Genomic DNA, 20,788 nt, shown 5'->3' with positions numbered 1-20,788 from the left:
GTCACGCCCCGTCGGGTGACCGGCGATCCTTGCCCGTGCGCCGGTCGTCCTTGCGACGCTCCGGCCCCTTGAAATCGGGATCGTCGGCGACGCGCCTTTCGGCCGACCGCCTGTCCGAACGCGCCCGCTTGTCATCCTCGGCTGTCATACGCCCCTCCACCAGATAAGGAAAAGAAGCGACCCGGCAGCGATGTGGTCACAAAATGACTAAAAAGACAAGAACAGCGCCCTGTCCGCTTGGCCTAGACGCGACTCTATGCCGCGATATTGTCCGCCCCCCCCGCGTTGAACGCGGAATCCGGGACCGTCGCGGGTCGCGACAGCGCCCACCAACTAGCCAGCATCAGCACGACCGTCAGCGCCTCAACAATCATCGCCTGGATGATGCCCCAATTGGTCGGATCGCCCATGGCGGCGCCGATCAGACGGCCAGCGAACGCGGTGCCAAACAGCGCCGCTGGAACCAGCAAGGCGCGCACCCAGCCCGGAACCAGTGCGCCCAGCACCGCCGCGCCCGACGCAACGATGAAGAAGGCTGATAAATCGGCGCGCAGCGTATTGATCGCAACCCCGGTGATCGCAAAGTTGAAGGTTTCGGAATAGCTCGCCGGATCGAACAGCCCCCGCAAACCGACGATCGCAAAAAAGGCGGCCCACAGAAGCACCGCGCCGCGCCAGATCCAGTTGGTCATGATTGTCTCCCCGTTGCTGTCGTCCAAGCTGAACCAACAGGCGGGAATGTCAATGGTTGCACCGGCTTATCGTGCGTCGGCGGCAAAGGTCTCTTCGATCCAGCCGCCGCCCAGCACGCGGCTTTCGTCCGCCGCATCGTAAAGCACCGCGGCCTGTCCCGGCGCGACGCCATATTCGGCGTCGTTGAAGATCAGCCGGTCGCCGACCACGCGCGCCGGTACGGGCCGCGCCATGCTGCGCACCTTCGCGAATACCTCGCGGCCATCGACCGCCGCCAGCCAGTTCGCTTCGCCCAGCCGCGCCGCCGATACCGCAAGCGCGCGGCGCGGCCCGACGATCACCTGCTTGGCCGCGGCGTCAAGCCGCACGACATAGAGCGGCTCGGCCTGCCCGCCGATCTCGATCCCGCGGCGCTGGCCGACGGTGTAGTGGATCAGTCCCTTGTGCGCGCCCAGCACCGTGCCATCGATATGGACAATCTCGCCCTGGTCATCGGCCTCAGGACGCAACTTGCGCACCAGTGTCGCGTAATCTCCGTCCGGGACAAAACAGATGTCCTGACTGTCGGGCTTGCCCGCAACACCCAGCCCCATGTCGCGCGCGATTTCGCGCACGACGCTTTTTTCCATCCCGCCCAGCGGAAAGCGCAGGAAATCGAGCTGATCCTGCGTTGTCGCAAACAGGAAATAACTCTGGTCGCGCGCGGGATCGACCGCGCGGTGCAGTTCGGCACCGTTCGGTCCCATCATGCGCCGGACATAATGGCCGGTCGCAAGGCAGTCGGCTCCAAGCTCTTTGGCCAGCGCAAACAGGTCGGTAAACTTCACGCCCATGTTGCAACGCACGCAGGGGATCGGCGTTCGCCCGTTCAGATATTCGTCCGCAAACTGATCGATCACGGTGTCGCGAAACCGGCTTTCATGGTCATAGACGTGATGCGCAAAGCCCAGCCGGTCGGCGACCGCGCGCGCGTCTTTGATGTCCTGTCCGGCGCAGCAGGCGCCGACACGCTTCGCCTTGGCGCCATGATCATACAGCTGGAGGGTGACCCCGATCACTTCGGCGCCTGACCGCGCCGCGAGCGCGGCGACCACGCTCGAATCGACTCCGCCCGACATCGCGACGACGATTCGCCGATCTTTCAGCGGTATCGCCAGCTGGAAGTCAGCCTGGGCAAGCCCGGCAGAAGAAATCATCGTCGCCATGATGCGCGTCATCTAGGGATGCAAAGCCAAAAAAGCCAGCTTTTCCGCCGCTCGTGTCAAGATATTGACGGGGGTTAAGCTTCGCTAACAAGGCATGAAATGGGCATTTACGTGACCTTAGGCGGTTCGCGCTAGACCGGCGTTATGAACATGGCCCCGTCCGAATTTCCGCGCCTTGCCGGCGCAGCCAGCCTGTCAAAACCGGGCTTTGACATCATCTTGGCGGTGTCGAGCGCGCGGCAGGCAGCGCAGCCGACCGTAAGGTTGCTGCGTGCTCAGGCGAGTCGTCAAGCACATGGCGCAACGCTTAACGCGCTGCGCCAAATGCTGGGTGGAAAGGGGCGTACCCAGGAACAAAAGACCACGCGCATCATTCGTTTCTTCGACCTGTCGGACGGGGTGAACGCTTTGCCCGAAACTATGAATGACCTGTTTACCAGAGGATTTCAGCCGATGTTGAGTCCCTCCGATTTAGAGACAAATGCGTCGGACAAATTCCCCCCCGACGTCGAAACCATGGAATGAATATGATCGAGAATCAGAAAATCCGTCCGGCTCAGGTCATCGGCCCCCTTGGCGAACCGCTGACGATCGACTCGCTGCCGCCGCCATCGACGACCCGCTGGGTCGTGCGCCGCAAGGCCGAGGTTGTTGCGGCGGTCAATGGCGGCCTGCTCAGCGTCGATGAAGCGTGCGAACGCTACAGCCTGACGCTTGAAGAATTTGCCAGCTGGCAGCGGTCGATTGATCGCAGCGGCATGCCAGGGCTGCGCGTCACGCGCATCCAGCACTACCGCGATCTCTACGAGCGCCAACAGCGCTTCTGATCGCGCTCGCGCGAAACATCCGACCAAAGAGGGCGCTACGGCGTCCTCTTTTTTGCCTGCCGCGCATATAATCCGCCCGTACGATCCGAAAATTCTGACCCGTTTCGGCTATTTGACGTTTTCGTTGCAACCCTATCGTTCACCCCGCGTTAAGCCCCGGAGTCAACTTTGGGAGTCACTCGATTATGCGTAAGATGTTCATTACCCTCGCTGCCACTTCGGCCCTCGCTCTTGGCGCTTGCCAGAGCCCCGCTGCCGACAAGGTCGAAGATCAGGCCGAAGCACAGGCTGAAGTGATCGACGATCAGGCCGATGCCATGCCCGAAGGCCCCGCCAAGGAAGCCATGGAAAACAAGGCTGATGTCGTCGAAGAAATGGGCGAAGAAAAGGCCAACGCCATGGACGACAACGGCGAAATCGCTCCGTCGGAAACCGGCGTCGGCGACACGCAGAAGAAATAATACTGCCGTCCCTAAACAGGCAGGGTGAAGGGCGCTGGAACATAGTTCCGGCGCCCTTTGTCGTGGGTGGCAGCTTTTTCCCTCATGTCGAACCGCGTGTGACGCCCGTCACCACTTTGTAATCCTATCCCCGCTATGGGGGGCAGCGTGGCAGAGCGTTTTGGCGTTATTGTGCCACGGCCTACCCTCCCGGCGCCGGTAGCGACCCCCGGCGGCGGGAGGGACTAGGCAGCGCCTTTCGTACCGGGGTCGAGCGCACGCAGGACATCCTGCACCCCCGGCGCTTCGGTATCGGCGCGGAGCGCTGCCAGCCCTGACGCCACTTCGAGCCGATATTCGGCCACCCCGGCCGACTCTCCGGTCCATTCGGCATTGAGCGATTTGACCAATCGCTTCGCGGCAGCATTTTCCGACAATATATGGACGTCGAGCACAGCCAGCCCCTCCGACAGACAGTGGACAAGCAGCGCCGCGGTCATCATCCGCGCCAGCCCCTGCCCCTGAAATTCATCGACTACGGCGACCGAAAACTCGCCCGCGCGGCCGCCATCACGATAACGCACCGCATGAACCGCACCGATCGCCGGTTGCCCCTCGCATTCGGTGCAGATCGCTCCCCATGCGATATGGTGATGGCCATCGACATCGACCAGCCGCTCGATCACCGCATCGGGCAGGACCGGAACGGGCGAGAAAAAGCGAAGATAGCGCGATTCCGCGGACAATTTGGCGATGCCGTCGCGCAGCAATTGCTCATCGTCCGGCGTGATCGTGCGCAGGCACACCACGGTCCCGTCGTTCAGCGCGCTATGCACTGCGATATCCTCGATCGCCTTGGCCCGTCGTGGCGCCTGTCCGTCCGTCGCGGTCATCGCGGCCTCCCAGTTGGGTCATGATAGGCACCGCAAGCCCGGCTGGCAAATGCCGTTCGTTGCGGATCGTTATCGCGATGTGGGCGCAGCGACGGACCGTCCCAGCGCTGTCAAGATTGCGCCGCGCTGCTTCGCCCAGCTGACGCTGTCGGGCGCGATCAGTTCGACATGACCTTCGCCGGCGGTTATTTCCATCGGCACCGTCACGCCGCGGTTTGCCATTGCGCTGCTGTAAGCGGCGCCGGTCGCGGGCGGGGTTACATGATCGCGGTCGTTGTTGAACTGCAGTTCGCGCGCGCTGCCGAGCGGCATTTCTGGGGGCGAGGTGCGGGCATAGTCGCCGCGCGCCATCGCTGCCGGGGCGTCAGCGCCGCACGCATGGCCGGTGCTGGCCGCGCCCGCGCGCAGGTCGGGGAGCCCGCCCTGGCTAATGGCGAGATCGATGCGGATCGGATTCGCGCCGCGCAGCGCATCGTCCGCCGCCAGCGCCGGGCGCCGCGCCAGCCACAGCGCCAGATGGCCGCCGGCGCTATGCCCGATGGCAATCCGGGTCCCGCCGGTGTCAAAGCCATGCTTCGCCCCCTCGACCATGAACAGGTCGGCGGCGCGGGCGACGTCTTCATAGGTTCCCGGCATCCCGCCGCCGCGGTCGACGCCGCGATATTCGATGTTCCACACCCCGACCCCGTGCGACCGCAAATCGTCAGCGATCCAGTTCATGATGTCCCGCTCCGCCACCGACGTCTGCCAGCAGCCGCCGTGGATCATGATCACCGCGGGGTTCGGTCCCTGCCCCTTCGGCACCCACACATCGACGATCTGCAACGCATCCTCGCCATAGCGGACGGTCGCGTCGGGCGCCGGTTTGGCGCGGGTCAGCAGGTCGGGCCAGGTCATGATCGGCTTGTCGCGCACCGCGCGCTCTCCCTTCACTGGCCCGACGACTGCCGGAGCGCAGGCGGCGAGCAGCAACGCCAGCCCGGCCACCGCACCTTTGCCAAACGTGATCAGGCGTCGTCCCCCATCCGCAGCGCGGCGATGAACGCCTCCTGCGGGATGTTGACGTTGCCATATTCGCGCATCCGCTTTTTGCCCTCTTTCTGCTTTTCGAGCAGCTTCTTCTTGCGGGTCGCGTCGCCGCCATAGCATTTGGCGGTCACGTCCTTGCGCAGCGCGGCGATGGTTTCGCGGGCGATCACCTTGCCGCCGATCGCGGCCTGGATCGGGATCTTGAACATGTGGCGCGGGATCAGATCTTTGAGCCGCTCGCACATGCCGCGGCCGCGCACCTCGGCGGTGCCGCGGTGGACGATCATCGACAGCGCATCGACCGGCTCGTTGTTGACGAGGATGCTCATCTTGACGAGGTCGCCGGGGCGGTGGCCGATCTGGTGATAGTCGAATGACGCATAGCCGCGGCTGATGCTCTTGAGCCGGTCATAGAAATCGAACACGACTTCGTTGAGCGGCAGTTCGTAGGTGATCTGGGCGCGGCCACCGACATAGGTCAGGTTCTTCTGCACCCCGCGGCGATCCTGGCACAGCTTCAGGATCGACCCGAGATATTCGTCGGGGACATAAATCACCGCCTCGATCCACGGCTCCTGGATCTCGTCGATGCGGTTGGGGTCGGGCATGTCGGCGGGGTTGTGGAGCTCGATCTCCTTCGCCGCCTCGTTCTTGGTATGGCCGAGCTTGAGCTTGTACACCACCGACGGCGCGGTGGTGATCAGGTCGAGGTCGTACTCGCGGGTCAGCCGCTCCTGGATGATCTCGAGGTGGAGCAAGCCAAGGAAGCCGCAGCGGAAGCCAAAGCCGAGCGCCGCGCTGCTCTCCATCTCGAAGCTGAACGACGCGTCGTTGAGGCGCAGCTTCTGGATGCTTTCGCGCAATTTCTCGAAGTCGTTGGCGTCGGTCGGGAACATGCCGCAGAACACGACCGGCTGGACTTCCTTGAACCCCGGCAGCGCCGCCGCCGCGGGGCGCTTGGCGTCGGTCACGGTGTCGCCGACGCGCGCCTGTGCGACGTCCTTGATCTGCGCAGTGATGAAGCCGATTTCGCCCGGACCCAGCTCGGCAAGCTGCTCGATCTTGGGCGTGAAACAGCCGACGCGGTCGATCAGGTGGGTGGTCCCCGCCTGCATGAACTTGATCTGCTGGCCTTTTTTCAGCACCCCGTCGATGACGCGGATCAGGATGACGACGCCCAGATAGGGGTCGTACCAGCTGTCGACGAGCATCGCGGTCAGCGGTGCATTGGCGTCGCCCTTCGGCGGTGGGATGCGGGTGACGATCGCCTCGAGCGCTTCCTCAATCCCGATTCCCGATTTGGCCGAGGCGAGCACGGCATTGTCGGCGGGCAGCCCGATGATATCCTCGATCTCGGCCTTCACCTTGTCGACGTCGGCGGCGGGCAGGTCGATCTTGTTGATCACCGGCACGATTTCATGGTCGTGCTCGATCGACTGATAGACGTTGGCCAGCGTCTGCGCCTCGACCCCCTGCGCCGCGTCGACGACCAGCAACGCGCCCTCGCACGCCGCCAGCGACCGCGACACTTCATAGGCGAAGTCGACATGGCCCGGGGTGTCCATCAGGTTGAGCTCATAGGTCTCGCCATCATGCGCCTTATATTTCAGGCGCACCGTCTGCGCCTTGATGGTGATCCCGCGCTCTTTTTCGATGTCCATATTGTCGAGCACCTGCGCCGACATTTCGCGCGCGGTCAGCCCGCCGGTGAACTGAATCAACCGGTCGGCGAGCGTCGATTTGCCATGATCGATATGCGCGATGATGGAGAAGTTACGGATGTGGGACATGGGCGTGGTCATGCGGGCGCGTTAGCAGGGGAAATGCGCGCTGTCAGCAGGCTCTTAAAGCCACAAAAGCCCCGCATGAGGGCATCGGATTTGTGTCCTTTGTGGCTTTAGCGATCCAAAGTTCAGGAAAGTTCAGCCCAATGTGTGTCTGTTTTGACCCCAGATCGCCAAGGGCCCCCCCGGCAGGCGGAAGTTGTCAAACTTGTCACCGCATCGACCCCGGAAACAAAGGGTTGGCGGTCGGGCATGGCGCAAAACGTCGCCAAGGTTGCCCAGCGCGGCGGGGGCGGGAAAGATCGTAAAGGTCGCGCGCGGCCGCGATGTATGGCGCGCGGGGAAGCAGCGGATTCGGACGAGTCAAAGAGCCAGATCGAGAGGGTGGCATGGCGGAATAATGTAGGAAAGCGGTTTTTCACGCGGAGACGCGGAGGGCGCGGAGGAGGAGGAAGATGGCCTCTCGCAAAGGCGCGAAGGCGCGAAGATTTTGCGTGCAGCGTTGGGCGGCGGCATGACGAGGCGGGGAGATATTCTTGAGCCAGCAACTGATTAACGAGTATCGCGCCGAACTCGACCGGCTGCGCGCCGTGTCGGGCAGCCGCCGCGAAAGCGTGTTGCGCGAGGCGTTCAAGGATTTGCTCAAGCGTTGGGGCAAGACGCACGACCTGCAATTCATCGCCGAGCATGACATCGTCACCAAGGCGATGAACCGCATCTATGTCGATGGAGCGCTGCTCCACAGCCTGCGCGTCCCCTTTGGCTATTGGGAGGCGAAGGATGAGAGCGACGATCTGGAAAAAGAGATCGAGGCGAAGTTCCGCAAGGGATATCCGCGCGACAATATCATATTTACCGACGATGCCACCGCCGTGCTGTGGCAGGACGGCGCCGAGGTCATGCGCGCCCATATGCAGGCTGACGACGACAGCCTGCTGAAATTGCTCGCGCGCTTTTTCGCGCACGAGCGGCAGGAGGTTGCCGATTTCAACAAGGCGGTGAAACAGTTCGCCACCGACCTGCCCGAGATTTTGAAAGCGCTGCGCGAACGGATCGCCGAAAAGCGCGCCGCCAGCCGCGAATTTTCCGCCGCCGAAGCGGCGTTCCTGCAGCACGCGCGCGACGCGATCAATCCGATCGTGAGCGAGGAGGATGTGCAGGAAATGCTGATCCAGCATGTCCTGACCGAAGATATTTTTGCCAAGGTTTTCGACAACCCCGATTTCCACCAGCACAATAATATCGCCGCCGAACTGAAGAAGGTCGAGGATGCGTTGTTCGGGCACGGCGAAAAGCAGCAGCTCTTGCGCGCACTCGCTCCTTATTATTCGGGCATCGCCAGCACCGCCGCGTTGATCCAGAGCCATTCGGAAAAACAGGGATTTCTGAAGGCGCTCTACGAGGATTTTTACAAGGCGTACAACAAGAAGGCCGCCGACCGGCTGGGCGTCGTTTATACGCCGGGCGAGATTGTGCGGTTCATGATCCGCAGCGCCGACTGGCTGTGCGAAAAGCATTTCGGCAAGAATCTGGAGGATCAAGGCGTTGAGATCCTCGACCCCGCGACCGGCACCGGCACCTTCATCGTCGAGCTGCTGGAATATTTTCGCGGCAACCACGACAAGCTGCGCCGCAAGTACAAGGAAGAGCTGCACGCCAATGAGGTGGCGATCCTGCCCTATTATGTGGCCAATCTGAACATCGAGGCGACATATCAGGCGATCACCGGCCAGTTCGCCGAGTTCGAAAATCTGTGCTTTGTCGACACGCTGGACAATGTCGACGGGCTGGGCATCCATTCGGGATATCAGTTCGACTTGCTCGGCAGCCTGAGCGTCGATACGGTGGCGATTACCGAGGCGATGAAGGCGCTGGACCGGAGCGGGTGGGCGGCAGCGGAATAGCCGGGCTTCGCGGCTGTCTTGCATTGCGCCTTTGCGCCTTTGCGTGAGATTATTTGGTGGGTTGGGGTTTGATCCTCCCTGTCGCGTAGCGATGGGGAGGTGGCAGCGCGTAGCGCTGACGGAGGGGCTTTGGCGCTGCCGTCGCCGCCCCTCCACCATTCGCTTCGCGAACGGTCCCCCTCCCCATGGCTTCGCCACAGGGAGGATTAGCGGGCCAGCCACCGCCTGCAATCGTCCCGGACCCGCGCATCGTGATCGCGCATCCCCCGCTCCAGCACCGCTGCCCGGCCCTCGCCCTCTGCCACCGCCGCCAGCGCGGCGATGGCGTTCGCGCGGACTCTCTGGACGGGGTGCGTCTGGGCGATATGGTCGGTGATGCCGTGCGCCTCGGCGCTCAGGTGGACGGCGCATCGTAGGAGCAGTTCGCCGCTGGTCAGCGTCGGGCGGCGGGCTATGGTGGGGGGCTGGCCCGCGCGCTCGCCCGCTTCGCGGCCCAGATCGACGATATATTGGTCGCGCCAGGGGACGTGCTCGCCCTCGTCCATGATGTTCAGGCTGACCGACAGGCTGGACGGCGGGTGCTGGCAATGGAGGTCGCGGTGGGCGCGATAGAGGCGCATCTGGCCTTCGCCAAGCTGGCTGCGCCCGGTGAAGGTCAGGTTGAGCGGCTCGCCGTGGCGGCCGTCGATCGCCTCTGGATCGACCTCCCAATCATCGCTGACATAGCCGGGGCCGAAATAGCCGATGGTGAGGAAGTTGAAATTATGGTCGTGCGCGACGCCGTAGGAGAAGGCGGCGGCGCCGCTGGCCCGATAGGCGGCGTCGGTCGCGGCCGGCCAGATATTGGCGCGCAGATACCAGCCGCGCGGGCTGCGGTGGAGGAGGATGACCTGCGCCGAATAGCGGTTCGCGGGCTGTGGGTCGGCGGCGTCGGATCGGAGCGCGGCGATGAGGTGGTCGGCGAGGAAGTCGCGGTTTTGGGCGAGGCCGGCGAGGAGGGTGGCGCAGCGTTGGATGCTGGCTTCGTCGGTAAGGTCGACGCCGTGCTGGTCGAGCTGGGCAGTGACTTCGGTCAGGGTGAGTGCGGGACCGGGGAGCGGGGTTATGGCGCGGGGCATAGGGGGCTTTCTGCTCCCCTCCCGCAGGCGGGAGGGGTTGGGGGTGGGGGTGCGGCGGTGCGGTCGTGCCCACCCCGCTGCGACTAGCGAACGAGTTCGCAAGTCTCGCTGCCCCTCCCGCTTGCGGGAGGGGGTTGGAGGAGCGCCAGCGTGGCTTTTGCCGCGGCGCGCACTTCGGGGTGCGGGTCATCCGCAGCCATCGCAGCGAGCGGGGCGCGGGCGGCGGTGGGGGCTAGCGCGATGAGCTCGCGCATGGCGTGCCAGCGGGCGGCGAAGTCGGGGCTCTGCGTCTCGGCCTCGAACAACGGCGCGGCGTCGGGGCGGCCGAGGTGGCGGAGCAGGGTCAGCGCCATGGCGCGAAAGCTGCTGTCGCGGCGCGAGGCGCTGACGTGGAGGAGGCGGCCGGTGGCGGGGTCGTAGCTGCGGATCGGCAGCGCCGATGGCGGCTGGACGGTGAGTTCGAGGAGCAGCGTGTCGTGCGCGCCGGGGATGAGGGTGAAGCCTTCGCGCGCGGTGTCGAGGTGGAGCGTCTCCCCGGTGTGGAGCGGGCGCGGCGGGGCGCTGTGGCACGGCGCGGCGGCGCGGGCGGTGAAGGCGCCGGCCTCCTCGGCGGGGGTGACTGCGACGCTGTGGTGGCACAGCTGCGCGCCGCCGCTGGCGAGGATGTGGAGCGCGGCGCGGCCGGGGACAAAAATGGCGGGCGCGGGGGCCGGGGTGTGCGTGGCGAAGGGCCAGAGGCGGAGGGTCAGGCGGATGGCGCCGCGATCGGCGAGGACGAGCCCGCCGGGGGCGCCGTCTGCCCCGCCAACCGGACGGAGCGGCGGGCGGGCGAAGGGGTCGGTGCGGAGGAGCGCGAGCGCGCTGGCGAGGCGGGCGGTGAGCCATTCGCTGTCGGTGAGCCATGGGAGCAGCGCGGCGATCGCTGCGTCGGCGGGCGCGTGGGCTTGCGCATCGATTGCGGTAAGCAGGCCGTCGGGGGCGGTGTCGGCGGCGGTCCAGGCGGCGTCGAGCTCGCTGACCGCGGTGCGGATCGCGGTGCGGCGCGCGGCATCGGCGCGGGGGAAATGATCGTGGCGCGAGGGGCGGGCGAGCATCTTGGCGGGAGTGACAGGGCGATGGGCGGGACAGGGCGGGTGACGAAGCCCCTGCCCTTTCCCGCCACCCGGTCAGTCGTGGATGATCAGCGCGATCGTGACCGCGATCTCGAACACCGACGGCCCCGATGATGCGCTCGCCCCGACGAGCGAGCCGAACAGCCCGACTGCGGTGTCGAGCAACGGCAGCGCGTCGATGTCGATGGCTGGCAGATCCATATTCCCCTCCTGTGATGACCGGCGGCGCGACCTGCCGCCGGGGATCGAGGCTAGGTGGCCCTGAACGGGGCGCCAGTTAACTTGTCGTAATGTCGCTGGTCGAAGGCGGCTTGCCCCGGCGGCGGTGCGGCATAGGATGGCGCGATCACACCGGGAGATTTGCCATGCGCCGTACCTTTGCCACCGCCTTCGCCGCCCTGCTGCTGTCGGCGCCCGCCGCGGCCGAAACGCTGCTGATCGGGAACAAGGGCGAGGACACGTTGAGTTTGGTGGCGCTGGCGTCGGGCGAGGAATTGGCGCGATTGCCGACGGGCAAGATGCCGCACGAAATCGCGGTGTCGCCCGACGGCAAGCAGGCGGCGGTGGTCGCTTATGGCGGGACGACGATCGATGTGTTTGACGTCGCGGCGCGCAAGAAGCTCAAAACCATCGACCTCAGCCCCAACCAGCGGCCGCACGGGCTGCTGTGGCTGAGCGACGGGCGGTTGGTCGCGACGACCGAGGGCAGCCAGTCGGTCGCGGTGGTCGCGGCAGACGGGACGGTGACATCGATCGCGACGGGGCAACAGGGGTCGCACATGGTCGTCGTCGCCCCCGACAATCGCACCGCTTATGTCGCCAACATCGGGTCGGGGACGGTGAGCGTGCTGGACCTGAACGCGGGGGCAAAGCTGCGCGATCTAGCGGTCGGCGGGCGGCCCGAGGGGCTGGCATTGGCGAAGGGCGGGCGCGAGCTGTGGGTCGGCGACCTGGCGGCGCCGCGGGTATCGGTGTGGGATGTCGCGACGGGCACGAAGGTCGATGAGAAAGCGGTCGATCCGGTGGCGATCCGGGTGCTGGCGAGCCCCGACGGCAGACTGATCGCGACGAGCAATATCGGCGCGGGGACGATCAGCCTGTTCGATGCAGAGACACGCGCGCCGGTGCGGACGATCGCGGTGTCGGAGGGCGATGCGGCGCGGCAAGTGACCTTGCTGTTCAGCCCGGATTCGAAGCGGCTCTATGCGGCGGAGACGGGGGTCGACAAGGTCGCCGAGATCGATGTCGCGAGTGGCAAAGTGCTGCGCCGTATTGCGGCGGGGAAACAGGGGGACGGACTGGCGATCGCGCCCTAGCGCGCGCCCTATTGATATTCGACGGTCACCGGGATCCGCCCGCGATAATCGCCGTCGTCGGCGCCGGTGATCTGCAACCGCCCGCCGAAGCGGAATTGCAGGCGGCCGTCGGGGCCAAGCCGTGGCGCAGCGGAAAGGTCGGTGCTGAGGTCGGTGACGCGCGCGGTGCGGCCGTGGCCGCCCTCCAGATCGACGCTGGCCGGCAGGATCACGCGCACTTCGGCGCCCGGGGCGCCGCGCACGGTGACGGTGCCGGTGAGCGCAAAGCCGCCGAGATCGACGACGTCGCCGCTGACACGGCGCGTACCCGAGACGGGATCGACCGCGACCGTGCCACCCATCGCGCCGACCGCGATACGCCCCATGTCGAGCCGGGTTTCGACCTCGACGCGCAGCGGCACCTCGGCCTCGCGCGCCGCCGCGCTGCCCGGCTTGTCTGGCGCGCAGAGCAGGCACTGCGCCGCCGCCGCGGGCGCAACGATAAATGTCAGCGCAAAAGCAAGGAAAAGGCGCAGTTTCACCGCTCTGTGCATAGCCGCGCCATGGTTAACCCGGCGTAAATCAACCGCGCCGCGAATCGCTGGCTAGTTTGGCGCTTTTCGGCCACAGATGCGCGATGACCACATCCCCGCCGTCCCCCCGGCTGAACGCGCTTGCCACCGCGGTGCCGGGCCACGACATCCATCAGGCCTTTATCGACTGGGCGACCCCGCGGCTGGCCGACGAGCGGGTGCGCGCGGTATTTTCGCGGATGACCGCGCGGTCGGGGATCGACCATCGCTGGTCGGTGCTGCCCCCCACAGCAGGCGGCGGATCGCCGGTTGCGGCCGGCGGCTTTTACGACGTTCCGGGCCTGCCGCCGACGTCGACGCGGATGCGGGCTTATGCCGACCATGCCCCCGACCTGGCGATGCAGGCGATCGCGTCGCTCGGCGATGCGTTCGATGCGGCGCGGATCACCCATATCGTCGTCGCCAGCTGCACCGGTTTCGTTGCGCCGGGGATCGACCAGATCCTCGCGCGGCGGCTCGGCCTGTCCGCGACGGTCGAGCGGGTGCTGATCGGCTTCATGGGCTGTTACGCGGGGGTCACCGCGCTGCGTACCGCGCGGCACATCGTGCGGTCCGAACCACAATCGGTGGTGCTGGTGGTCAGCGTCGAGCTGTCGACATTGCACCTGCAACTCGAAGACGCGCCCGAGCCATTGCTCGCGATGCTCCAGTTCAGCGACGGCGCCGCGGCGGCGATCGTGTCGAGCGATCCGGTCGGGTTCGCATTGGGCGAGGGCGCCAGCCTGGCGCTGGAGGATAGCGCCGACCTGATCCGCTGGGACATTGGCGACACCGGTTTTGCCATGCAGCTGTCGGGCGAGGTGCCGGGACGGCTGCGCGAAGCGTTGTCCGCCCCGGAGGTACGAAGCCAGTTGTTCGGCGCCGGCGATCCGCCGCCGCTCCTCGCTGTCCATGCCGGGGGCCGATCGGTGCTCGATGCGGTCGAGCATGCGCTGGGCGTTCCGGCTGAGGCGCTCGCCGACAGCCGCGCGGTGCTCGCGCGCTTTGGCAATATGTCGTCGGCGACGATCCTGTTCGTGCTCGCCGACATGATGGCGCGCAACGCCAAGGGCGACGGGCTGGCGATCGCCTTCGGTCCCGGCCTTGCTGCCGAAGCGATCCGCTTCACCGCGGCATGAACCCCTTCACCAGCCTTCGCGCGCCGATCGACGCCGAGGAGGAGATGGACGCGGTCGAGCTGGCCCCCGCCCGCTATGCCAAGGTGCTGGACGATCTGTCGCGGATCAACGCGCTGACGCTTGCGGCGCGACCAACGCTGGCTTTTCTGGACCGCGTTGCCGCGCGCGGGGTCGGCGCGCGGCCATGGCGCATTCTGGATGTGGGTTTCGGCAGCGGCGACATGCTGGTGCGGATCGACCGATGGGGAACCAAGCACGGCATAGCGCTCGACCTGGTGGGGGTCGATCTCAATCCGAAAAGCCAGAGCGTTGCCAAACGCCGATTGGGCGCGCGCGCGCGGCTGGTCACCGGCGATTATCGCGATCTGGCGGGGCAGGATTGGGACATCATCCTGTCGAGCCTGGTCACCCATCATATGAGCGTTGCCGAACGCACCGAATTTTTGCGGTTTATGGACGGTGAAGCGATGCGCGGCTGGCTGGTCAACGACCTCCACCGCCAGCGCCTGCCCTTTGCCGGTTATCCCTTGCTTGCGGCGCTGGCGCTGGTCGATCCGATCGTGCGCCGCGACGGCCAGTTGTCGGTCGGACGCAGTTTCCGCCGTGCCGAATGGCAGGCAATGCTAGCCGAGGCTTTGCCCGATACCGCGGCCCATGCGCGCATCTTTCGCAGCTTCCCGTACCGGCTCTGCGTCGAGCGCATCCGATGACCGACGCGATTGTCATCGGCGCTGGACCCGCCGGAACCGCTGCCGCGATCGGGCTGGCGCGCGCGGGTGCCAAGGTGCTGCTGCTGGAGCGAACGCGCGAGACCGGCGACGCGCTGTGCGGCGGATTTCTGAGCTGGCAGTCACTGGCGCGGCTCGACGCGCTCGGCATCGATAGGGCGGCGCTGGGCGGGCAGCAGGTCGGGCGCGTCCGGCTGTTCGCCGGATCGCGGCGTAGCGAGGCCAGCTTGCCGCAAGCTGCGATGGGGGTGTCGCGCCGCCGTCTCGACACCGTCTTGCAGGCGGCAGCGGTCGCGGCGGGGGCTGATCTTCAGCGCGGCGTTCATGCCACCGCGATCGACGGTGCCACCGTCCAGACCCGTGACGGCGAAACGCTCGTCGCTCCCTCACTCTTCCTCGCCGCGGGAAAGCACGGTTTTCGCGGCCAGCCGCGCGAACCAGCGCTGTGGCAGCAACACGACCCGGTCATGGGCTTGCGGCTGCGGCTGCCACCCCACGCCGCGCTCGACCGCCTGATCGGCGACGCCGTCGAACTCCACCTGTTCGACCGCGGCTATGCCGGGCTGGTGCGGCAGGAGGACGGCAGCGCGAACCTGTGCCTTGCCACCCACAAGTCGCGGCTCGACGAAGCCGATGGCGATCCGGCGGCACTGCTGCGCGCGCTCGGCGCCGCGCACCCGATGCTCGGCGAGCGGCTGGCCTATGCCGACTGGTCGCGTCCCATCGATGCGATCGGGCATGTCCCCTATGGCTGGCGCACAGCCAATACCGACCCGGGCCTGTTCCGCCTCGGCGATCAGGCGGGGGTCATCCCCAGCCTTGCAGGCGAGGGCATGGGGCTGGCGCTCGCCAGCGGCAGCGCGGCAGTGGCGGCGTGGCGTCACGGCGGCGCAGGCGGCGCCCCCGCATTCCAGCGCCAGCTGGCGGCGCGGATGGCGCGGCCCTTTGCCATCGCCAGCGCCGTCTGGCGCACCGGCGAGAATCCCCGTACCGCGGGCATCTTGACGTCGCTGGCGTCATCCTTCCCCTCGCTTGTCCATTGGATGTCACAAGCGACGCGAATCCGGGGCAGCTGAGCCACTCGCCCTTGCACGACCGCGGTTTCGATCCGATATTGGCGGCAAGTGCGATGCAGCCGACGACCGGCGCGCCGCGAAGGAGACAGCCATCATGACCGACCCGACCAACGCCAAGCCGCTCGACCCGATGGCGCATCATGTGCTGCGCGAAGGCGGCACCGAACGCGCCTTCACCGGCAAATATACCGATCACAAGGGCGATGGCATGTACCGCTGCGCCGGATGCGGCGAGCCGCTGTTCGACAGCCGCACCAAATATGACAGCGGCTCGGGCTGGCCCAGCTACACCGCGCCTGCCGAGAGCGGCGCGGTCAAGGAATTGACTGACACCAGTCATGGCATGGTTCGCACCGAAGTGCGCTGTGCGAAATGCGAGGGTCATCTGGGCCATGTGTTCCCCGACGGCCCCGGACCGACGGGGCTGCGCTATTGCATCAACAGCGCGGCGCTTGACTTCGCGGGTCGTGGGCAGGATGACGCCAACACCGACGCGGGCTGAACCAGCCGTCGTCGGGGGGCTGACGTCAAACGGCTGTCGCGACAGGGCGCAGCGAGGGAAGGAAACTATCGCTTTGCGCCGCGACCGACAGCCGTCATCGTCAGGAAAATCATCATCTTCGGGCGACAGGCCGCGCGCGCCCGACACGGCAGAGCCATCGCGCTTTCGCATCTGGATGCGGCGACTGTTTCGCTGGGGCCTCGGCCTCGGCGTGGTCTGCCTGATCGCCTTGTCGGTCGCGGTCGGACTGGCCGTGCAACGGATGCCGAGTTTTGAAGAGCTGAAGAAATCGCCCGCGGGCCAGACGATCCGCGTCCGCGCCGCCGACGGCACCGTTTTCCTGTCGATCGGCCCCAATTATGGCCGCTGGCTGAGCTTGCGCGAAACGCCGCAGGTGATGCAGGACGCGATGGTGGCGGTCGAGGATCGGCGCTTTCGCTATCACCCCGGGCTCGACCCGGTGGGGATGGCGCGTGCCGCAGTGGTCGCGGTGGAGAATCGCGGCAGCGGGCGGCGCCTGCAGGGCGCGTCGACAATCACCCAGCAGCTGGCGCGCAACGTGTTCCTGTCGAACAGCTATGATTTCAAGCGCAAGGCGCGCGAGATGATCCTGGCGCTCGCGCTCGAATGGAAATTTTCGAAGGACGAAATCCTCGAACTCTATCTGAACAAGGTCTATTTCGGCGGCGGCAGTTACGGCATCGATGCCGCTTCGCGCCGCTTTTTCGGGCATAGCGCCACCGAAATGTCCCTGTCGGAGGCCGCTGTGGTCGCCGGTCTGGTGAAAGCACCCTCGCGCTATTCGCCGACCGCCGATGCCGGCGCCGCGCTCGGCCGCGCCGGGGTGGTGCTGGACGTCATGGTCGATGCCGGGGTGATCACCCAGAGCCAGGCCGACAGCGCCGAGCCCGCCAATGTCAAACTGGCGCAGGAGACCGGACAGAACAGCGCCCGCTATTTCAGCGACTGGGCGCTGCCGCAGCTCGATCTGTTGATCGACGAGGGCAGCGAAGCACTCGACGTCTATACCACCATCGACCTCAACATGCAGCGCGCCGCGACCGCAGCGATCCAGGCCAATACGCCCAGCGGCGTCCAGGGCGCGCTAGTGTCGCTCGACCGCGACGGCGCGGTGCGCGCGATGGTCGGCGGCAAGGATTATGTCGCCTCCAACTATAACCGCGCGACGCAGGCGCTGCGCCAGCCGGGATCGGCATGGAAGCTGTTCGTCTATATGGCGGCGCTGGAGGCGGGGTATAAGGTCGACGATCCGGTGGTCGACGAACCGGTGACGATCAACGGCTGGTCGCCGCGCAACTCGTCGGGGCGCTTTGCCGGGACGATGGATCTGCGCAGCGCCTTTGCCTATTCGGTCAACACCGTCGCGGCGAAGCTGGGCGACGAGGTCGGCTTTTCGTCGGTCGCCAATATGGCGCGGCGCTTTGGCATCACCACCCCGGTCAACACCCACCCGTCGATGGTGCTGGGCAGCGCCGAGGTGCGGGTGATCGACATGGCCGCCGCCTTTGCCGCGGTGTCGCGCGGCGGTATTTCGGTGCAGCCCTATGGCATTACCAAGGTGACGACCGCCGACGGACGGCTGCTGTACCAGCGCCCCGCCGAGCGGGGACAGGTGCTGGTCGACAATTGGGTCGCGGCTGGCATCACCGACCTGCTCCAGACCGCGGTCAACACCGGCACCGGCCGCGCCGCCCAGATCGGCCGCCCGGTCGCGGGCAAGACCGGCACGACGTCGAGCAACAAGGACGGCTGGTTCCTCGGCTTCTCCAGCGGGCTGACCACGGGCGTGTGGATGGGGCGCGACGATGCCAAGGCGGTCGGCGGGTTGCAGGGCGGCCGCGCGCCCGCGCAGGCGTTTGCCGATTATATGCGCGTCGCAGTGGCGCGGCGGCCGGTCGAGGCGTTCGACACCGAGGTCGTCCTGCCCGAATGGCAGCTGGAGGACGAAGGCGAGGCCTATATGGGCGAGCCCGGCGAAGGCGGGCTGGTCGATGAAAATGGTATGCCGATCGAACTGCCATACGACATGCGCCCACCCGAAGAAGCCGCCCCACCACCGCCCGAAGAGGGTCCGGTGCTCGACCAGCAATGGATCGAGGAGCAAACCGGCCGGCGCGGGTCCGGCGACACCGGCGCGGCGCCCAAAAATGGCGGCCAGCCAAAAGCGGCGCCGCCAACGGTGAAAGCACCGACGCAGCGCCCGGCACCCGCCGACTTCAATTAGGGTCGAGCTCGCGGCGCGCGCGTCGATCACGTGACGAATTGTTGGTGATGCGCCGTGCTGGATAAACATGACGATTATGTGTCGCCATTTGCGCTACTTTAGTGCTGCCTTGAAAGCTCACGCGTCACCGCCGAACTCACGTGCTTGCTGTTTTGCTAACCCGCCATAAGTGAAGTCCGCTTGTGACGGGCCTATTGGCGAGATTGGTTTGCGTAGCTGAGCCCGGCAACCGCCGAATGAGCAGCCATCAGCTGATCGACCTGCCGCAGGAAGTCCTGCAGCACAGACGATGGATTGTCCGCCCGGTACCCAATGGCGATCTCGATCACCGGAGCAGGTTGTGCCAGCGGCCTGCTGACAACGGATCGAGGCAACAGCTTTTCGACATAGGCTGGAAGCAGCGTGAGGCCGCCGGTTGACGCCACCAGCGATATGCCGGTCGCAAAGCCGTCGAGATAGTGGCTCGGCGAAACGGTAACGCCGCGTTCGCGCAGATATCGGTCCACGACGCCACGCAGCACGTGCGGCGTTTCAGTATAGCCGATGAACGGAAATTCGCCGAGTTCGGCCGGATCGATCTCGGATCGACTGGCCAGTGGATGGTCGCCGGCGAGAATGGCCAGGATCGGCTCGGAAGCGATCACCACATAGGTCACGTCAGGCTGCGGCTCGACACGGGAGAAGCCCAGGTCGATCTCGCCGCGCTGCACCGCCTCGGCAACGGCGGGCGAAAAGTCGCTGGAAACGCGGAAATCGATCGCCTTGAGCTGATCGCGGAGGATGTGGGTGACGTGGGGGAGCCACTCGACCTCCTGTCCGGTCAGGAAGCCGACCGAAAAGCTGGTCTTGGCCGGACGCGCAACGCGCCGCGCGGCTGTGACGGCTTCGGCGGCCTGCGCCAAAGCGAGCCGCGCATGGTCAAGAAAGACCCCGCCCGCAGCGGTCAAAGTCACGCCGCGCGAGCTGCGAACCAGCAACTGCACACCGACCTCCGCCTCCAGATCGCGAAGCTGGCGGCTGAGCGATGGCTGCGCCGTATGCAGACGCTTCTCGGCGGCCACCGTCAGGCTGCCTTCCTCAGCGACGGCTACGAAATAGCGCAGATGACGAAGCTCCATCAGCCATGCCTAGCAGGTATGGCCAGTAAAGCTACAAAGTCTTTCCGCTCCCCCTCTGCATGGTGCATTTAGACGGCATCGGAAATCGACTGGCAGGCGGATATGCCGGCCAGGCATCACGACAAGTCGAAGCACTTTACCTGACCGCCGACATGTTTCGGCCTTGGGCGGGCGCGATTGCGCGGAAGGGAGCAGGTCGAATGTCCTGCGATCCGGTGTGCGCACTGGCCTCCGTTCCAAGGCGGGCAATCGGCCACATGCCCATCCCGGCAGGCCCCACGGCCTGACGATCACTTGATCCCCGTCGGCGGGTTGCCGGCACATCAAGCACTGCGAAAGGAAACTCCTATGACCACCATCTCCATCGTTACCGGCGGCAGCCGGGGCCTCGGGCGGAATACCGCCATCAGCATTGCGCGCCACGGCGGCGACGTGATCTTCACCTATCGCAGCGGCGCCGAGCAGGCCCGCGATGTCGTCGCAGAAATCGAGGCGCTTGGCCGCCGGGCGGTCGCGCTGCAGCTCGATGTCGGCGATGTCACGGCGTTGCCATCGTTCGCCGACCAGGTTCGCGACAGTTTGCAGTCGTGGGGGCGCGAGCGCTTCGACCATCTAATCAACAATGCCGGTCACGGCGAAATGGTAAGCTTTGACGAGACCAGCGAGGCGCAGTTCGACCAGCTCTTCAACGTGCATGTGAAGGGCGTGTTCTTCCTCACCCAGGCGCTGCTGCCCCTGATCGCCGATGGCGGCCGGATCGTGAACTTCTCGTCGGGCCTGACCCGCATCACTTATCCGGGCTTTTCCGCTTATTCGGCGGCCAAGGGTGCGGTCGAGATTCTCACGCTCTACCTGGCCAAGGAACTCGGCAGCCGCGGCATCACCGCAAACACGATCGCGCCCGGCGCCATCGAGACCGACTTTCTCGGCGGTGCGGTGCGCGACACGCCGGAATATAACGAAGCCTTCGCTAACATGATCGCGCTCGGCCGGGTCGGCGTGCCAGACGACATCGGGCCGGCCATCGCCAGCCTGCTCGGCCCGGACAATCGCTGGGTCACCGCCCAGCGGATCGAAGTGTCCGGCGGCCAGAACATCTGACGCGTCG

At 66.0% G+C, this 20,788-nt stretch carries 22 protein-coding genes; 11 read left to right on the top strand and 11 right to left on the bottom strand.

The features are described from left to right. Position 1: 1 nt before the first annotated feature. The 3 genes from VGN68_RS16155 to mnmA form a co-directional block, all read right to left on the bottom strand. Entirely contained in the window at positions 2–148 is a 147-nt protein-coding gene (locus VGN68_RS16155) for a hypothetical protein (RefSeq protein ID WP_327477976.1), read from the bottom strand. A gap of 106 nt (positions 149–254) precedes the next feature. Beyond that, entirely contained in the window at positions 255–692 is a 438-nt protein-coding gene (locus VGN68_RS16150) for a hypothetical protein (protein WP_327477974.1), read from the bottom strand. Between the two features lie 66 nt (positions 693–758). After that, complete coding sequence (mnmA, locus tag VGN68_RS16145; RefSeq protein WP_414713050.1) at positions 759–1,910, bottom strand: tRNA 2-thiouridine(34) synthase MnmA; 1,152 nt, start codon at positions 1,908–1,910, stop codon at positions 759–761. Positions 1,911–2,042: 132 nt separating this feature from the next. On the opposite strand from mnmA, the gene VGN68_RS16140 reads away from it, so the two are divergent. From VGN68_RS16140 to VGN68_RS16130, 3 genes are all read left to right on the top strand, one after another. Further along, entirely contained in the window at positions 2,043–2,423 is a 381-nt protein-coding gene (locus VGN68_RS16140; RefSeq protein ID WP_327477972.1) for a hypothetical protein, read from the top strand. A 2-nt stretch (positions 2,424–2,425) separates the two neighbouring features. Continuing rightward, positions 2,426–2,725 carry a DUF1153 domain-containing protein gene (locus VGN68_RS16135; RefSeq protein ID WP_088442398.1) on the top strand — a complete coding sequence of 100 codons (300 nt, stop codon included), beginning with the start codon at positions 2,426–2,428 and terminating at the stop codon, positions 2,723–2,725. Between the two features lie 185 nt (positions 2,726–2,910). Next, positions 2,911–3,186 carry a hypothetical protein gene (locus tag VGN68_RS16130; RefSeq protein ID WP_327477967.1) on the top strand — a complete coding sequence of 92 codons (276 nt, stop codon included), beginning with the start codon at positions 2,911–2,913 and terminating at the stop codon, positions 3,184–3,186. Positions 3,187–3,410: 224 nt separating this feature from the next. Here the strand turns inward: VGN68_RS16130 and VGN68_RS16125 are convergent, their stop codons facing one another. The 3 genes from VGN68_RS16125 to lepA form a co-directional block, all read right to left on the bottom strand. Beyond that, positions 3,411–4,058 (bottom strand): GNAT family N-acetyltransferase, encoded by a 648-nt coding sequence (locus VGN68_RS16125; protein WP_327477965.1) that lies wholly within the window; start codon positions 4,056–4,058, stop codon positions 3,411–3,413. Between the two features lie 69 nt (positions 4,059–4,127). Further along, on the bottom strand, positions 4,128–5,045 hold the full coding sequence (locus VGN68_RS16120) for an alpha/beta hydrolase (protein WP_327477963.1): 918 nt from the start codon (positions 5,043–5,045) through the stop codon (positions 4,128–4,130). A 20-nt stretch (positions 5,046–5,065) separates the two neighbouring features. Beyond that, positions 5,066–6,889 (bottom strand): translation elongation factor 4, encoded by a 1,824-nt coding sequence (lepA, locus tag VGN68_RS16115; RefSeq protein ID WP_327477960.1) that lies wholly within the window; start codon positions 6,887–6,889, stop codon positions 5,066–5,068. Positions 6,890–7,407: 518 nt separating this feature from the next. Between lepA and VGN68_RS16110 the strand changes: the two genes are divergently transcribed. Beyond that, positions 7,408–8,775: an N-6 DNA methylase gene (locus tag VGN68_RS16110; RefSeq protein WP_327477958.1), complete on the top strand. Its 1,368-nt coding sequence runs from the start codon at positions 7,408–7,410 to the stop codon at positions 8,773–8,775. Positions 8,776–8,981: 206 nt separating this feature from the next. Here the strand turns inward: VGN68_RS16110 and VGN68_RS16105 are convergent, their stop codons facing one another. The 3 genes from VGN68_RS16105 to VGN68_RS16095 all read right to left on the bottom strand — a co-directional run bounded on the left by VGN68_RS16105 (position 8,982) and on the right by VGN68_RS16095 (position 11,206). Further along, positions 8,982–9,893, bottom strand: coding sequence for a transposase (locus VGN68_RS16105; RefSeq protein WP_327477956.1), 912 nt, complete (start codon positions 9,891–9,893; stop codon positions 8,982–8,984). Positions 9,894–9,976: 83 nt separating this feature from the next. Next, on the bottom strand, positions 9,977–10,987 hold the full coding sequence (locus tag VGN68_RS16100; RefSeq protein WP_327477954.1) for a HEAT repeat domain-containing protein: 1,011 nt from the start codon (positions 10,985–10,987) through the stop codon (positions 9,977–9,979). A 72-nt stretch (positions 10,988–11,059) separates the two neighbouring features. After that, positions 11,060–11,206 (bottom strand): hypothetical protein, encoded by a 147-nt coding sequence (locus VGN68_RS16095; protein ID WP_327477952.1) that lies wholly within the window; start codon positions 11,204–11,206, stop codon positions 11,060–11,062. Between the two features lie 164 nt (positions 11,207–11,370). On the opposite strand from VGN68_RS16095, the gene VGN68_RS16090 reads away from it, so the two are divergent. Beyond that, entirely contained in the window at positions 11,371–12,321 is a 951-nt protein-coding gene (locus VGN68_RS16090) for a beta-propeller fold lactonase family protein (RefSeq protein WP_327477950.1), read from the top strand. 8 nt (positions 12,322–12,329) lie between these two features. On the opposite strand, the gene VGN68_RS16085 is transcribed toward VGN68_RS16090, so the two are convergent. Then, positions 12,330–12,842: a DUF4402 domain-containing protein gene (locus tag VGN68_RS16085; protein WP_327477948.1), complete on the bottom strand. Its 513-nt coding sequence runs from the start codon at positions 12,840–12,842 to the stop codon at positions 12,330–12,332. 95 nt (positions 12,843–12,937) lie between these two features. Between VGN68_RS16085 and VGN68_RS16080 the strand changes: the two genes are divergently transcribed. The 5 genes from VGN68_RS16080 (at position 12,938) to VGN68_RS16060 (ending at position 18,562) form a co-directional block, all read left to right on the top strand. Further along, positions 12,938–14,011 (top strand): type III polyketide synthase, encoded by a 1,074-nt coding sequence (locus VGN68_RS16080; protein ID WP_327477946.1) that lies wholly within the window; start codon positions 12,938–12,940, stop codon positions 14,009–14,011. Continuing rightward, positions 14,008–14,721: a methyltransferase domain-containing protein gene (locus tag VGN68_RS16075; RefSeq protein WP_327477944.1), complete on the top strand. Its 714-nt coding sequence runs from the start codon at positions 14,008–14,010 to the stop codon at positions 14,719–14,721. The genes VGN68_RS16080 and VGN68_RS16075 overlap by 4 nt, the downstream gene beginning before the upstream one ends. Next, complete coding sequence (locus tag VGN68_RS16070; RefSeq protein WP_327477941.1) at positions 14,718–15,815, top strand: NAD(P)/FAD-dependent oxidoreductase; 1,098 nt, start codon at positions 14,718–14,720, stop codon at positions 15,813–15,815. Before VGN68_RS16075 ends, VGN68_RS16070 begins: the two co-directional genes overlap by 4 nt. Before the next feature lie 94 nt (positions 15,816–15,909). Continuing rightward, the gene (msrB, locus tag VGN68_RS16065; protein WP_327477939.1) at positions 15,910–16,317 is read left to right on the top strand and encodes a peptide-methionine (R)-S-oxide reductase MsrB; all 408 of its coding nucleotides are present in this window, start codon (positions 15,910–15,912) and stop codon (positions 16,315–16,317) included. A 175-nt stretch (positions 16,318–16,492) separates the two neighbouring features. Continuing rightward, positions 16,493–18,562, top strand: coding sequence for a PBP1A family penicillin-binding protein (locus VGN68_RS16060; RefSeq protein ID WP_327477937.1), 2,070 nt, complete (start codon positions 16,493–16,495; stop codon positions 18,560–18,562). 191 nt (positions 18,563–18,753) lie between these two features. Here VGN68_RS16060 and VGN68_RS16055 read toward each other — a convergent pair whose 3' ends face one another. Continuing rightward, complete coding sequence (locus VGN68_RS16055) at positions 18,754–19,680, bottom strand: LysR substrate-binding domain-containing protein (protein ID WP_327477935.1); 927 nt, start codon at positions 19,678–19,680, stop codon at positions 18,754–18,756. 348 nt (positions 19,681–20,028) lie between these two features. On the opposite strand from VGN68_RS16055, the gene VGN68_RS16050 reads away from it, so the two are divergent. After that, positions 20,029–20,781, top strand: coding sequence for an SDR family NAD(P)-dependent oxidoreductase (locus tag VGN68_RS16050; RefSeq protein WP_327477933.1), 753 nt, complete (start codon positions 20,029–20,031; stop codon positions 20,779–20,781). The last annotated feature ends 7 nt before the right edge of the window (positions 20,782–20,788 follow it).

The sequence above is a fragment of the Sphingopyxis sp. genome (assembly GCF_035998965.1).
In the GTDB taxonomy this organism is placed as follows: Bacteria; Pseudomonadota; Alphaproteobacteria; order Sphingomonadales; family Sphingomonadaceae; genus Sphingopyxis.
The sequence above is the reverse complement of the archived record's forward strand: the minus strand, read 5'-3'. Positions and strand labels throughout refer to the sequence as shown.

Bases quoted from the DNA above. Each gene is read 5' to 3' on its own strand.
- VGN68_RS16135 (WP_088442398.1), top strand. From the start codon at position 2,426: ATGATCGAGAATCAGAAAATCCGTCCGGCTCAGGTCATCGGCCCCCTT.
- VGN68_RS16105 (WP_327477956.1), bottom strand. From the start codon at position 9,893: ATGCCCCGCGCCATAACCCCGCTCCCCGGTCCCGCACTCACCCTGACC.
- VGN68_RS16130 (WP_327477967.1), top strand. From the start codon at position 2,911: ATGCGTAAGATGTTCATTACCCTCGCTGCCACTTCGGCCCTCGCTCTT.
- VGN68_RS16060 (WP_327477937.1), top strand. From the start codon at position 16,493: ATGCGGCGACTGTTTCGCTGGGGCCTCGGCCTCGGCGTGGTCTGCCTG.
- VGN68_RS16095 (WP_327477952.1), bottom strand. From the start codon at position 11,206: ATGGATCTGCCAGCCATCGACATCGACGCGCTGCCGTTGCTCGACACC.
- mnmA (WP_414713050.1), bottom strand. From the start codon at position 1,910: ATGACGCGCATCATGGCGACGATGATTTCTTCTGCCGGGCTTGCCCAG.
- VGN68_RS16080 (WP_327477946.1), top strand. From the start codon at position 12,938: ATGACCACATCCCCGCCGTCCCCCCGGCTGAACGCGCTTGCCACCGCG.
- VGN68_RS16100 (WP_327477954.1), bottom strand. From the start codon at position 10,987: ATGCTCGCCCGCCCCTCGCGCCACGATCATTTCCCCCGCGCCGATGCC.
- VGN68_RS16050 (WP_327477933.1), top strand. From the start codon at position 20,029: ATGACCACCATCTCCATCGTTACCGGCGGCAGCCGGGGCCTCGGGCGG.
- VGN68_RS16150 (WP_327477974.1), bottom strand. From the start codon at position 692: ATGACCAACTGGATCTGGCGCGGCGCGGTGCTTCTGTGGGCCGCCTTT.
- VGN68_RS16155 (WP_327477976.1), bottom strand. From the start codon at position 148: ATGACAGCCGAGGATGACAAGCGGGCGCGTTCGGACAGGCGGTCGGCC.
- VGN68_RS16070 (WP_327477941.1), top strand. From the start codon at position 14,718: ATGACCGACGCGATTGTCATCGGCGCTGGACCCGCCGGAACCGCTGCC.
- msrB (WP_327477939.1), top strand. From the start codon at position 15,910: ATGACCGACCCGACCAACGCCAAGCCGCTCGACCCGATGGCGCATCAT.
- VGN68_RS16090 (WP_327477950.1), top strand. From the start codon at position 11,371: ATGCGCCGTACCTTTGCCACCGCCTTCGCCGCCCTGCTGCTGTCGGCG.
- lepA (WP_327477960.1), bottom strand. From the start codon at position 6,889: ATGACCACGCCCATGTCCCACATCCGTAACTTCTCCATCATCGCGCAT.
- VGN68_RS16055 (WP_327477935.1), bottom strand. From the start codon at position 19,680: ATGGAGCTTCGTCATCTGCGCTATTTCGTAGCCGTCGCTGAGGAAGGC.
- VGN68_RS16140 (WP_327477972.1), top strand. From the start codon at position 2,043: ATGAACATGGCCCCGTCCGAATTTCCGCGCCTTGCCGGCGCAGCCAGC.
- VGN68_RS16125 (WP_327477965.1), bottom strand. From the start codon at position 4,058: ATGACCGCGACGGACGGACAGGCGCCACGACGGGCCAAGGCGATCGAG.
- VGN68_RS16075 (WP_327477944.1), top strand. From the start codon at position 14,008: ATGAACCCCTTCACCAGCCTTCGCGCGCCGATCGACGCCGAGGAGGAG.